This window comes from Danxiaibacter flavus, assembly GCF_041060425.1.
Lineage (GTDB): Bacteria > Bacteroidota > Bacteroidia > Chitinophagales > Chitinophagaceae > Danxiaibacter > Danxiaibacter flavus.
The window spans coordinates 458376-472086 of record NZ_JAULBC010000008.1 but is presented as its reverse complement, the minus strand read 5'-3'; the positions used below and the strand labels follow the sequence as shown (position 1 = coordinate 472086).

Annotated in this window: 7 protein-coding genes; 2 read left to right on the top strand and 5 right to left on the bottom strand. The window is 42.6% G+C overall.

All coding sequences use genetic code 11. From position 1 onward, the window contains the following. Positions 1-43: 43 nt before the first annotated feature. Entirely contained in the window at positions 44-3532 is a 3489-nt protein-coding gene (locus tag QTN47_RS23550; RefSeq protein ID WP_369331896.1) for a methylmalonyl-CoA mutase family protein, read from the bottom strand. 285 nt (positions 3533-3817) lie between these two features. On the opposite strand from QTN47_RS23550, the gene QTN47_RS23545 reads away from it, so the two are divergent. Together QTN47_RS23545 and QTN47_RS23540 are read left to right on the top strand one after the other, a co-directional pair. After that, entirely contained in the window at positions 3818-4756 is a 939-nt protein-coding gene (locus QTN47_RS23545; RefSeq protein WP_369331895.1) for an aldose 1-epimerase, read from the top strand. Between the two features lie 248 nt (positions 4757-5004). Beyond that, the gene (locus QTN47_RS23540) at positions 5005-6405 is read left to right on the top strand and encodes a Gfo/Idh/MocA family protein (RefSeq protein ID WP_369331894.1); all 1401 of its coding nucleotides are present in this window, start codon (positions 5005-5007) and stop codon (positions 6403-6405) included. Between the two features lie 260 nt (positions 6406-6665). Here QTN47_RS23540 and QTN47_RS23535 read toward each other — a convergent pair whose 3' ends face one another. The 4 genes from QTN47_RS23535 to QTN47_RS23520 all read right to left on the bottom strand — a co-directional run bounded on the left by QTN47_RS23535 (position 6666) and on the right by QTN47_RS23520 (position 13594). After that, on the bottom strand, positions 6666-7826 hold the full coding sequence (locus tag QTN47_RS23535) for a multiheme c-type cytochrome (protein WP_369331893.1): 1161 nt from the start codon (positions 7824-7826) through the stop codon (positions 6666-6668). Positions 7827-7920: 94 nt separating this feature from the next. Then, positions 7921-9639 (bottom strand): RagB/SusD family nutrient uptake outer membrane protein, encoded by a 1719-nt coding sequence (locus QTN47_RS23530; RefSeq protein ID WP_369331892.1) that lies wholly within the window; start codon positions 9637-9639, stop codon positions 7921-7923. A 28-nt stretch (positions 9640-9667) separates the two neighbouring features. Further along, positions 9668-12910: a SusC/RagA family TonB-linked outer membrane protein gene (locus tag QTN47_RS23525; protein ID WP_369331891.1), complete on the bottom strand. Its 3243-nt coding sequence runs from the start codon at positions 12908-12910 to the stop codon at positions 9668-9670. A gap of 297 nt (positions 12911-13207) precedes the next feature. Then, positions 13208-13594 carry a RidA family protein gene (locus tag QTN47_RS23520; RefSeq protein WP_369331890.1) on the bottom strand — a complete coding sequence of 129 codons (387 nt, stop codon included), beginning with the start codon at positions 13592-13594 and terminating at the stop codon, positions 13208-13210. Positions 13595-13711: the final 117 nt, after the last annotated feature.

The following is a 13711-nucleotide window of genomic DNA, read 5'->3' as shown; positions in this document are numbered from 1 at the left end:
GCTTCGTCTGTCAGGCAATCGTAGAAAGCCAGGCGTCTACTATTTACATATTTCGTCTATATTGACCACCAACTTCGTACAACGCATGTGTGATCTGTCCGAGCGAACAGAACTTTGCGGTCTCCATGAGTTGTTCAAACAAATTGCCATTGTTCACTGCAGCTTCCTTGAGCTTCATCAGCTCTGCTGCCGCGACCTTTTCATTGCGTTTATGGAACTTTACCAGGTTTTCAATCTGCTGACTTTTTTCTTCCCTGGTACTGCGAATAACTTCTAATGGTATAACGGTTGCACTGCCTGTTTTGTTCAAAAAAGTATTTACTCCTATTATAGGTAATTCGCCTGTATGCTTAAGTGTTTCATAATAAAGGCTTTCCTCCTGGATCTTGTTGCGCTGGTACATGCGTTCCATTGCGCCAAGCACACCACCTCTTTCTGAAATACGCTCAAACTCTTGTAGTACAGCTTCTTCAACAAGATCAGTCAATTCTTCAACCGCAAAGCTGCCCTGCAAATAGTTTTCCGTTTTTACACTACCCAGCTCCCTGTTAATAATGAGCTGAATAGCCATCGCCCTTCTTACACTTTCTTCTGTCGGAGTTGTAATAGCTTCATCGTATGCATTGGTATGCAGGCTGTTGCAGTTATCGTATATCGCATATAATGCCTGTAAAGTTGTGCGTATATCATTAAAGTCAATCTCTTGTGCATGAAGACTACGGCCACTAGTTTGAATATGGTATTTCAATTTCTGAGACCTGTCGTTACCATTGTATTTATACTTCATTGCCTTTGCCCATATACGCCGCGCAACCCTGCCTATCACACTATATTCGGGATCCATGCCGTTGCTGAAAAAGAAAGAAAGGTTAGGCGCAAAATCATCAATGTGCATGCCACGGCTAAGGTAATATTCAACATAAGTAAAGCCGTTGGCCAGCGTAAAAGCAAGCTGTGTGATAGGATTGGCGCCTGCTTCGGCTATATGATAACCACTTATGCTTACACTATAGAAATTACGCACTTTATTGTTAATGAAATACTCCTGAACATCGCCCATTAACTTCAATGCAAACTCCGTAGAAAAAATACAGGTATTTTGAGCCTGGTCCTCTTTTAAAATATCAGCCTGCACAGTGCCACGTACGTTAGATAAAGCTTCTGCTTTCAACTTCTTATAAATATCAGCCGGCACCACTTCATCTCCGGAGAGGCCGAGCAACCTCAAGCCTAGTCCGTTATTTCCCTCCGGCAATACGCCTTCAAGGTTTTGCAATCCGGTTGAGGCGCCAATGTTGTGGTATACAGGCATTGGATCTGTTGCATATTTTTTTTCAAGCGCTTCATGCACGATATGCCAAAGTCCGTTTGCTTCGATCCATTTTTCGCAAAGCTGATCAATAGCCGCATTCATAAAAAAGGCAAGTATAATAGGAGCAGGACCGTTGATAGTCATGCTCACGGAAGTCTTCGCGTCGCAAAGATCGAAGCCGCTATATAATTTTTTAGCGTCATCAATGGTTGCAATACTTACACCGGAGTTACCTACCTTACCATAAATATCTGGTCTGTGATCAGGATTCTCACCATACAGTGTAACACTGTCAAAAGCTGTAGACAGGCGTTTTGCAGGCTGTCCCAGCGACACATAATGGAATCGCTTATTGGTTCTTTCAGGGCAACCTTCACCGGCAAACATTCTTGTAGGATCTTCACCTGTACGTTTCAGTTCAAATACACCGGCAGTATAGGGAAATTCACCGGGAACATTTTCCTGCAGCTGCCAGCGCAAAATGTCGCCCCAGTCTTTAAATGAAGGAAGAACCAGTTTTGGAATCCTGGTACCTGACAAGCTTGTTGCCGCCAGCTCTTGTCTTATAACTCTATCCCGGACACGGTATTCAAAAAAATCAGCTTCATATTTATGTTTTACCGATGGCCATTGCTCTATGAGCTTTAGACACTCCGGCGACAGTCTCTGCTTAATATTTTCAAGGGAAGCTGCCAGGAATTTATGTGCAACTTCTTCATCCATTTCACTCAAACCCAGGTTTTCATATCGCGGTGTTGTAAATGATTGCTGCACAATTTCGGATGCACCGGCCAGCTGATACCATTGCGATGCAAGGTTAGACTGTTCCTTTACCCATGCATCATAAGTTCTGTTGCGCTCAGCTATTTCAGCAAGATAACGGACCCGGCTTGACGGAATTACCACCGTATTCAAAGAACCGTTTGCAGCAAATTTGTACTCACCATAATCAACTGCGGATTTCTCTTTTATAGTTTTGATCAACAAATCAAACAGGGTGTTAACACCGCCGTCATTAAAACGATTGGCGATTGTACCTACTATGGGCAGTTCGTTGTCTTTAGCTGTAAACTTGTTATGATTGCGTTTATATTGTTTGCGCACATCCTGCAATGCATCCAGTGCGCCGGCTTTATCAAACTTATTGATGGCAATTATGTCGGCATAGTCCAACATATTGATCTTTTCAAGTTGGGACGCGGCGCCATATTCCGGCGTCATCACATATAAACTAACATCGCAGTAATCGAGAATAGACGCATCGCTTTGACCAACACCGGCACTTTCTAAAATTATCAGATCATATCCCGCTTCGTTCACAATATTTAATGCATCCTTTACGTATGCACTCAACGCCACATCTGATTCTCTTGTTGCAAGAGAACGCATATAGGCGCGCGGTGAACTGATGCTATTCATTCTAATACGATCGCCCAACAAGGCTCCGCCGGTTTTCTTCCTTGAAGGATCCACAGAAACAACTGCGATATTTTTGGATGGAAATGCCTGGAGAAAGCGACGCACGATCTCGTCTGTAACTGAAGATTTTCCTGCTCCACCCGTTCCGGTTATACCCAGCACAACTTTTTTGTGAGAAACTTTTTCTCCGGCCGGTCTGCTACCTGCAGAAACAGCAGTATTGTTCAGCTCGCTCAATAGCGATGTATATTCTACGCCTTCTTCAGCCTGTGTAATTGCTTTGGCAACAGCAAGAATATTTTTTGACTCTCCTAACGCATAACCATTTTTGCCTTTGACTAACTTATTTGCTCCGTTTGCCGGCTTACCATCTTCACGAACAGCGCTTTTAGCCAGCAGGTCTTCTATCATGCCCTCGAGCCCCATGTGCCTCCCATCGTCAGGACTATAAATCCGGGTTATACCATAAGCATGCAACTCGTTAATTTCTTCAGGCAGGATAGTTCCACCGCCACCCCCAAATATTTGAATATGGCCGCTGCCGTTCTCATTCAGGAGATCTTTCATGTATTTAAAAAATTCCACATGTCCTCCCTGGTAACTGGTAATGGCAATGGCGTCGGCATCCTCTTCAATCGCTGCCTCCACAATTTCATGTACACTACGATTATGCCCCAGGTGAATGATCTCCGCTCCCTTTGCCTGCATAATCCTGCGCATTATATTAATGGCTGCATCATGACCATCAAAGAGTGAAGCCGCAGTAACTATTCTTAATCTTTTGGTAGCTGTGTTCATCATAGCTTAAAATCTCCGCCTACAAAAATAGCAAGTATTAACGATTGTTAGCATGAAGAAGGTATCAGGTATCAGGTTTAAGGTATCAGGTATAAAGAGCGGGGGTAAGGTTCCCAGCACGGAAAAAAGTTAATCTTACCTCTATTTTACATCTTATTGTCTTTTTATCTTACCTCTTACGATCTTACATGTCTTACGGTCTTACTGTCTTATAATCTTCAACAGGTCAAACGTTTGTCTTTTTGTAAACAAAATATAATATGTATTTTCCCTTATAAAATTTAAACAATGGCTTTTTCTACAGACATCAAGTCAAATAACACGATTGTACTATATGATAGCAGTACCGGTTGCACCGCAGAAATATATTTGTTTGGCGCACTACTGAATTCTTTCAGCATCCCGGTACACAATGAGCAGGTAAATGTAGTTGACGCATTTTCTTCTCCTGAAGATGCAGCAGCCAACATCACCAATGGCTTTAAAAGCGCAAAACTTAACCCGTTTGTGTGCAGACTGGAAAAAGGAAAATATTCTTTTGAAGGCAATAACTATAAGGTAGACAAATTTTATATGGGTGACGAGGCCATACATGGCTTAATATATGATGCGCCTTACAAAGTAAAGAGCTATGGAGTTGATGATGAAAAAGCCTTTGTAACGCTACAGTACACCTATACGAGTAAGACTGAAGGCTTTCCGTTCGCTTACTCTGTAGATGTAACTTATACATTGCGAGCAGGCAACGCGCTGACCTTGTTTACAGCGGTTACAAATACCGGTACTACAGACATGCCACTGAGCGACGGATGGCATCCCTATTTTAAACTCGGCGAGACGGTTAATGATCTTACGGTTCAATTCAACTCGGATACGATGATGGAGTTTGACGAAAGATTGCTGCCCTCCGGAAAAACTATCCCAGATAGTCGTTTTGAACAACCAATGGCATTTGGTGATACTTTCCTTGATAATTGCTTCTTATTGAAAGATCATGCTCATGCATCTTGCGTGCTTACAGATTCTAAAAAAGGCATACGTTTTTCAATAACGGCCGACAAATCCTATCCATACCTCCAGGTATATACGCCACCACATAGAAACAGCATCGCGATTGAAAATCTGAGCAGTGTACCAGATGCTTTCAATAATGGCATTGGACTTATTAAAGCAGCGCCGGATACTACACATGCATTTAAAACGACTTATAAATTGGAAGTATTATAGGTCCCGTGACGTATTAACAAAAAATGCAGATCACTGACTTTGCATCTTTAATTAATTATTTTCGAATAAGTTAGAAGCCTTTCATTCATTTTGAAACATGAATGAAAGGCTTTATTATTTTATAAATGGGAGCACTCATAGGACCAAAGTAATACCTTTACACTTTATTAATGATTTTTGGCAGAGTCATTGTACCCTCTCTTTAGCCACATTGCATAGCTGCATATTGTTTAACAAAAAATAATTGCATGTCGTTACGTTATCTTATTTCTAAAAGAAATGCACTCCGTTTTTTAAGATTAGCCACAGGTTCTTTTTTATTTGACTGGAAAGAAGTTGCTGCAATGTTTGGCATCAAGCACGATGTTTATGAAAATCCATTGCATCGTCCACTCGAAAAACCTGTCACAGCAATTATACTTGGTGCAGGTAACCGCGGCAATGTGTATGGAGGTTACTCAATACTGCATCCTGATGAATTGCAGATTGTCGGCGTTGCAGAACCTAATGCACTGAGGAATGAGCGTTTTTCATCTATGCACAATATTGAAGAAAGCAAACGCTTCACCTCCTGGGAAAAAGTTTTTGAGGTAGACAAGTTTGCGGACGCTGTTATCATATCCACACCGGATAATCTTCATACAGAACCTTGCCTAAGGGCGCTTGAACTTGGCTATGATATTCTACTTGAAAAGCCCATTGCGCCAACAGAGGAAGAATGTCGTGCAATTCTTGCCAAAGCGCATGAAACAAATAATATTGTTGGCGTTTGCCACGTACTCAGATATGCACCGTATTTCAGGCAGATAAAAGAATTATTGAACGCTAACGCCATAGGCAAGGTGATTAGTGTTCAACATATGGAGCCGATTGAACATATTCACATGAGCCATTCCTATGTGCGCGGTAATTGGCACAACAGCAAGAAAACAGCACCAATTATTCTCGCAAAATCATGTCATGATACAGATATTATAAGGTGGTTGATCGATCAGCAGACTGAGCAGATTCAATGTTTTGGCAACTTAAGCTGGTTCAATTCAAAAAATGCTCCTGAAGGAAGCACGCATCGTTGTACGGATGGCTGCAAGATTGAACATGAATGCCCTTACTCCGCATTACAGATCTATCATCGTGATAAAAAACGCCTGTATGTATTTGATCTGCCAGAAGATAAAGATGAATGGGAAGACGCAATCCTTCAACAATTAAAAACAACCGACTACGGACGTTGTGTGTACAGAATGGATAATGATCAGCCCGATCACCTCACCATTAACATGCGCTTCAAGCAAAATATTACCGCCGCGTTTTCTATGGAAGCATTTACTTCTTATGAAGGAAGAAGAACCAGGATAATGGGCTCCATGGGGGATCTTGTGGGCGATATGGAAACTTTCGCCATGACTAATTTTCAAACCGGCAAAAAAACAATGTGGTCTCTAAAAACGGACAGCCATGGCGGTGGCGATCACAGGTTAATGAAGGATTGGGTACAGGCAGTGGGGCACCAGGATCCATCGATGCTTTCTTCAGGACTTGACGTATCAGTAGAAAGCCATCTTATGGCGTTTGCTGCAGAAAGAAGCAGGTTAAATAATACAATTGAGCCGGTCACATTGATGAAGAAGGAGCTTGCGATGGTTTAAATAAAAAAGAAGATCTCTAAAAAGAGACCTCCTTCCTTTTTAAATCTAAACCAAAAAACTAAATAACTCCAGGAGCTTGCCATAAGTGTATAGTTCTCACAATATGTTATTGTACGGATAGATTTACTTTTTATGCGCTTCAACCATCACGGTCAAGAGCAAATTCTGTTTTGTTTTATTCTTACCAGTTAAACCTTCACTCCGATATCAGCTTTAGGCATTCTGCTTTGAGCTTCTGTTTTCCGTCCTTTTGGCCAAACCTACTTCCATTGCTCAGCCGGATAAACAGCAATACGATGCGTTCTTAGCATATATCTAATGTTATGGGCTTCCGTCTCATTATTGAAGTCCAGGCTTTTTGAAGGGCGCAATGGCATGTGACAGGTAATGCAATTGTTGCCGGCGGTCTTTATATCAACAGTGTGTTTTACCTGTTGATGACATGCTGTACATTGATCGATGAACAACTGCGTGCTTTCGGCCTGGTGAGTCGCGTGACAGTTAGAGCAGGTCATCTGGCTTTGCTTAAAGCATTTGCTAAGCTGAAGCAATTGTGATTGCATGCCATGCACATCAGGCTCGCCCGATGCGCCGCTATAAAAAACATAATATTTTGACAAAGTATCGCCCGGCTTAAAATTGAAAATGGATCTGATGTTGACAGGGTCCCCGGAATGACAGGTGCCGCATAAATCCAACTGCTGTTGCCTGCTAAGTGCCTTAATAGACGTGATGTATTTCGCTTGTTTTACCGCAGGGTTTTCACTATGGAATTTCACATGTTCAGCTGCAGGACCGTGGCACCTTTCACAATCAATGCCATATATTATCAAGGATGGATCATAGACCTGTTTAGTACGCAACAAATTACCTTCTCTTTTTTCACTTACCCGGGCAAAGGATGCATGACATTCCAGGCATCTGCTTACTATTGGCCTGGTAAAATACGGATGATCGACCGGAAAGCCCGGGCTATTGGTCCATAGCTTTTCCTTTGTAAGGTAGGTTAAGGGTAATTGATAAAGCTGACTGTCTTTCCAGTACCCAAATGTTTGAGCCTTGATTGCAGAGCCGAAAACTACGTCCATTTTCTCCGCATGTATGAGTTGGCTGCCCTTATATGATGTTTGATAGAATGTTGCACCTTGTTCGCTTAACACGATCCGCTGGCCATTGATGAACTGAACGGTATTGTTAGAATCGGTTATGATACGCCGCAGGTCATTGGGATCAGCAGTTCCGGAGCTATTGAAATGATGATCGTGGCTGTACAGATCTGCAATATTTTTATGGCAGGATACGCATGTGGCAGCACCAGCATACATGTCGCCCCGGGCGTCTCCGGTGCCGGCCTGATCAGTACAGGTTATAAAAATTACAAGTATAACTGCCAGGCAGCATATGACCAAACCTTTCTTCATGTGAGGCATTCTTTATGTTCGCGTTTCCCTAAAAAGTAGTAACAAAAAGAGGCTGCCTGTTACAAGCAGCCTCCCTAAGATCAGTTTATTTTATTTAGTAACCATTATTCTGTTTCAAAGCGCCGTTGCTCTTATCTATTTCCGTTTGCGGAATAGGATAATACGTGTTCTTGCTTTCATCGAAGGTAATACCCTTGTTATTTTCAAGGAATTGGCCTTCGAATGAAGAATAGCTTTCGATCGTCTTTTTTGCGATACCCCATCTTACAAGATCGAAGAAGCGATGGCCCTCCATAGCTAGTTCAAGCCTGCGTTCAAAACGCACCGCGTTACGTGCATAATCTGCGTTAGGGAAGGACGGATACTGGCCTACTTTATAATCTGCAGCAGGCGTTCCATCAACAGTAACAACCGGCAGTTTTGCTGCTCTTGCCCTAACCGCATTAACCCATGTTAAGGCAGAAGTCAGATCGCCAGTCTCAATAGCACATTCAGCCGCCATCAGGTAAACGTCGGCCAGGCGGATAATATTGATATTAAGGCCGGTTATGTACATACCGCCTGATACTGTATTACCTGTAAAATCAGCTTGGTTGATCATAGATTTGAATCCCACGAAAGGACCAGCATACGCCGGGTCGCGGATCCATGCATCGCCGGCCATTACACCCCAATCCCTGTATGGTACGCCTCTGCGGCCCACGGTGTAATCCAAACGGGGGTCAAATGCGAGCGTTTGGTTAACCTTGTAATTGTCTTTTGCAGCACCGGAAAGCAGCATGTCCGATGTGTACGGATTTGTCCTGTAAGAATTATCCAGGTAAGGCAATCCATTCGCATCCACTTTGTAGGAATTCACCAGGTCAATAGACGGCTGGCTGAATCCGCAGCAGTTCACAGGTGCCGTACCGTAAAAACCTGATAACATATCTCCAACGTTGGCATTGTCACCGCTACCATCAGAATTGATAACATTCTGCACGGTAAAAATGGATTCTGAGCCGTTTTCTGTCCCAATGTTGAAATTGTTTTGGAAAGGTATTGTGGCCAGAGCAGGTTTTGCTGCGATGACAGTTTTAAACAGTGTAAGCGCTTCTGCATATTTCTTTTGATACAAATAGAACTTGCCCAAATAAGCCTGTGCTGCTAATTTGTTTGTTCTTCCCACTTCTCCCTTTGGATGAGCATCTGGCAGGTTTGCTACTGCAAACTGAAGATCTGCTTCAATTTTTGGTAACACATCCTGATCATTTTTTACTGACTGTGCGGCGGTAGTCGTGGTAGTTTCGTCTATGTAAGGTATATTAACAAATAACCTCTGCAACAAGAAGTAGTAGTGAGCTCTAAGCATTTTTGCTTCCGCTTCCACTTCTTTAGCCCTGCTGTCATCAAGTTTTTTGCCATCACCGTTCTGCACCGTTGTCAGGAGAGATATTGTGTTATTGCAACGGATGATGCCTTCGTAATAGTTATGCCACGTAATACTAAGATTGTCGTTGGTAGTAGTAAGCGTATGGTGTTCGATCTCATTCATGTAACTCTGGTCGGTACTGCTACTCCCCTTGTGAGCATCGTCCGCAGCCACTTCACCAAAAAGCCACATGCTTGGAGCCGGCGCATAGTTGCCCCAGGTTCCGCTAATGTTTCCATTCATTAAACCATACGCGCCAATCAACGCATCTTCTACACCCTGGGGCGTTGTCAGTTGCGACTCAGTAAGTTGACCTTGCGGCGTTTGCTCCAGGAATTTCTTACCGCAAGAAGCAGTCAACAGCAAAAGAGCTATTATTGATAAATTATATATTCTTTTCATACTAATTATTATTTGAATTATACAGCCATTAAAATGTTGCGTTTATGCCGAATAGGAACTGGCGGGACATAGGCACTATACCATAATCTACACCAGGAGCACTGTATGTGCTTGACACAGAACTAACTTCCGGATCCAACCCTGTATATTTTGTAATAGTAAACAGGTTGGTCGCGGCCACATATAAACGCAACTTACTTATTCCCTTGTTCTTGATAGCAGAAGAGAGATCATAGCCAATCTGTAAATTTTTCAGTTTCAAAAAGCTTCCATTCTGGATATAGTAGCTGGATGATTGCAATTCGGTTGTGCTTCTGCCCCTGTAAGGTGAAGGGATCATGCTACCAGTATTGGTAGGGCTCCACGCATTCAGCATCCTTTTTGTAACAGCACCATCAAAACCATTCAGATCAGTATAATAGCGTGTTTGTTCAAATATTTGATTGCCTTGAGAACCATTAAAGAAAAGCAGGATGTCGAAATGCTTATAAGACGCATTGTAAGACAGCGAATAAATATACTTAGGATGAGGAGTGCCAATAACAGTTCTGTCATTTGCATCAATTTTTCCATCTGGTTTACCATCAGGTCCGGAAACATCTTCATAAATCGGACCACCTACCCTAGCCTTATCATAAGACGGTCTCTTAGCTATGTCATCTGCACTTTGATAAATGCCAGTCATTTTATATCCGTAAAAAGCACCGAAAGGCGCGCCTGTTTTCAGGACTGAAGTAGTGATGTCCCTGACACTGTTGTAAGGTACATAATCAATCGTAGGCGTTAACTCAACGATCTTATTAACGTTATGCGAAATGGCACCGGTTACGTCAAAACGGAACGAATTTGGTCTTGGATCACCGTCATAGTGATAAGTCAGCATCAATTCCACACCTTTATTATTCATCTTGCCTATGTTAACATAAGGCGAAGCTCCGCCACCAACAGCTGCAGATGGAAGTGGCACAGGGTACAACATGTCCTTTGTGTCTTTGTTATACCAGTCAAACGAACCCTCGATCTTGTTTTTAAGAATAGAAAAGTCCACACCTATATTCAATCCTTCCACCTGTTCCCATTTAATAGCAGGATTATCGTAAGAATTTACCCAGATACCTGCGCTTGTGGAGCTACCTCCTGTTGGATAGGACGAAGCTGTCAGGCTTGACTGGAATGTCTTCAGGTACTGGAACGCAGGAATATTTTGGTTACCTGTAATACCCCAACCGGCACGCACCTTAAGATCGTTAAGCCAGTTTACACCCTGCATAAAATTCTCTTTTGAAACTCTCCAGGCTGCGCTGGCTGCAGGGAAAACACCATACCTGTTCTGCGGACCAAAGTTGGAAGAACCATCACGGCGAACTGTTCCTGATAACAGGTATTTATCCTTAAATGAGTAGTCAACCCGGCCGAACAATGAGAACAATGTACTTTTGGTTGCTGCACTGGTGGAACTTGTGGTAGCAGCCGCACTCAGATAATAGTAATTCATATCTCCGTAAAGAAAGAAGTTATTTCCATTACCTGTAACCTGCCTGTAGTTTGAATTAACCGCTTCAGTACCTGCCAACACAGAAAGAGAATGGTCGTTAAATGTCCTTCTAAACGTCAACGTATTTGTCCAGGTCCAGTCTGAAGAATTTCCCTGCCATTCAGACATGCTGTTTCTGTCGACACTTCCCTCTGACATCTCAGGGTTTGGCACAGTTATGCTTATTCCAGTATAATTGTCATAGCGCACACCATAAGTTGATCTTAAATTCAGTCCGTCGATGATCTTAAGATCTGCGAATGCGCTTCCAAAAAATTGGTTGTCGGTATTTACATTGTTTCTCGCACGGTATAACAGTGACAATGGGTTCTCGCCGTTACCCAGAATGCTACCCTTTGTTCCGGCAAAATTTCCCATAATATCATAAACCGGTATGATGCTTTGCATACGGTATACCTCAAACACCGCAGCACCTTCACTTTGATAACTGCCTGCTGTGTTTGTGTTTGTGGCATATCCCACACCTCTGTTATAGGAGTACTGCATGTTCTCGCCAATAGTCAGGCGTTTATTGAACAGGAAGAAATTAGAGTTGGCTCTGATCGTAGCGCGTTTATAGGATGTGTATTTCAACGTACCCTGCTGATCAAAATAGCTACCGCTAAGAGCGTACTGCGAATTGTCACCACCACCAGTCAAACCAAGCTCGTAATTCTGTATCGGTGCATTCGTTGTAATGGCACGCATCCAGTCGGTACCCTGTTGATTTGCTTTGGTGATCTGGTAAAAAGTAGAAGCGTCTGTGCTGTAGTTATATTTGGACGGATCCGAGTCCGCAGCAGTAATGTTTTGCCCGGTAGCTGTTCCTGCCAGTAAATACTCCGGCAAGGTGGGTGTAGTGGGTGATGTACCGTAGTTGGTACCTGTAGTTCCCGATGTACCAGGTGTTTGTCCTGCATTGATGAACTCCTGGTAGAAATAATTCGCATACTCAGTAGGGTTCAACATTTTCGGATACCTTGATTTGTTTGGATTTTGTGTACCATAATATACGTCCAGGCTCAGTTTCGGCGTACCAGCCTTACCTTTTTTGGTGGTGATGATAACAACGCCGTTATTTGCGCGCGATCCATAAATAGACGCGGCAGACGCGTCTTTCAACACCTGCATAGACTCGATGTCATTAGCATTCAGCCAGCCAAGTTTGCCCCTGTAAGGCATTCCATCGATGATGTATAGAGGATCATTGTCATTAATGGTACTGAAGCCCCTGATCCTGATCTGTGGTGTACTACCCGCAGCACCGTCACTTGTGATTTGTACCCCCGTGGCCTTACCCTGCAAACCCTCTATAGGGCTAGCTGCTGGCTGCGCCTTAACGCCGGCGACATCTACAACGGCAACAGCACCTGTAAGATCTTTCTTCTTTTGACCGGTATAGCCGGTAACGACTATCTCATTAAGGCTTGATGTACTTTCTTGCAACAAGACGCTCAACGGACTATCGCCGATCGTTACATCCTGGTCTGCAAAGCCTACAGATGAGATTGTTAATACTGTTTTACCCGCAGGTACAGTAATAGTAAAATTTCCTCCGTTGTCTGTTGCAGTTCCCACATTTGCACCTTTAACAGTTACGGACGCACTTGCTACCGGCTGTTTCGTTTTTGAACTTGTTACAGTTCCTGTGATTTTTTTTTGGGAAAATGCTGCAAAGCAGACGATAGAAAACAGCATGCTAAGGATGCATGCACGCATGACATGTCTTATTTTCATAAGCAGGCAATTTTGGTTTGTTAGATTAAAAAAGATGCACAATTTCCTGCATTGTGCAGGGCAATATTACACAGGTATTTTGATTTACAAAATTTTTTTTTAACAGTTCTTTTCTTTGAGCGGTTAATATAGTGGTAGCGAAGGGTAATTTTCGAGTAGAAAAAAGGGTAAAACGCAACATTAGTCGATGTTCTGTTGCATTTTACCCGTTTTTAGGTTAAACAATTATTAAATATCGTCAAACCATTTACTGCAATTTTTCTTCCACTTCTAATCCTGTTGCATTACATTTTTTCCCTATAAAGTTACCGTTGCAATCATGCTGATTTCTACGTTTACATTTTTCGGTAGTCCCTTAACAGCAACTGTTTCTCTCGCCGGAAAATCTCCGTTAAAATAAGAACCATAAACTTCATTGACTGTTGCAAAATTCGACATGTCGCTTAAAAAAATGTTGGTTTTAACCACGTGTTCAAACGTCAGTTTTGCCTCATGCAGGATGGCTTCGAGGTTTTGCATTACCTGGTGGGTTTCTGTCTTAATATCACCCATAACCAATTCGTTGCTATCAGGATTTATGGCTACCTGTCCACTGATAAACAATAAGTCGCCTGCTTTTACTGACTGATTATACGGCCCTATCGGCGCCGGAGCTTTTGTGGTATTGATAATTTGCTTACTCATATTTTTTTTATTGCATACAAATGAATGAATTTTAATGTAATATACCAATCCTATTTTTGCAGGCATTAACTCAACATTCAGTCCGTTTTTTGGCATTGTCCTAAAACAAATAAAAAT

Bases quoted from the DNA above. Each gene is read 5' to 3' on its own strand.
- QTN47_RS23540 (WP_369331894.1), top strand. From the start codon at position 5,005: ATGTCGTTACGTTATCTTATTTCTAAAAGAAATGCACTCCGTTTTTTA.
- QTN47_RS23550 (WP_369331896.1), bottom strand. From the start codon at position 3,532: ATGATGAACACAGCTACCAAAAGATTAAGAATAGTTACTGCGGCTTCA.
- QTN47_RS23525 (WP_369331891.1), bottom strand. From the start codon at position 12,910: ATGAAAATAAGACATGTCATGCGTGCATGCATCCTTAGCATGCTGTTT.
- QTN47_RS23520 (WP_369331890.1), bottom strand. From the start codon at position 13,594: ATGAGTAAGCAAATTATCAATACCACAAAAGCTCCGGCGCCGATAGGG.
- QTN47_RS23535 (WP_369331893.1), bottom strand. From the start codon at position 7,826: ATGAAGAAAGGTTTGGTCATATGCTGCCTGGCAGTTATACTTGTAATT.
- QTN47_RS23530 (WP_369331892.1), bottom strand. From the start codon at position 9,639: ATGAAAAGAATATATAATTTATCAATAATAGCTCTTTTGCTGTTGACT.
- QTN47_RS23545 (WP_369331895.1), top strand. From the start codon at position 3,818: ATGGCTTTTTCTACAGACATCAAGTCAAATAACACGATTGTACTATAT.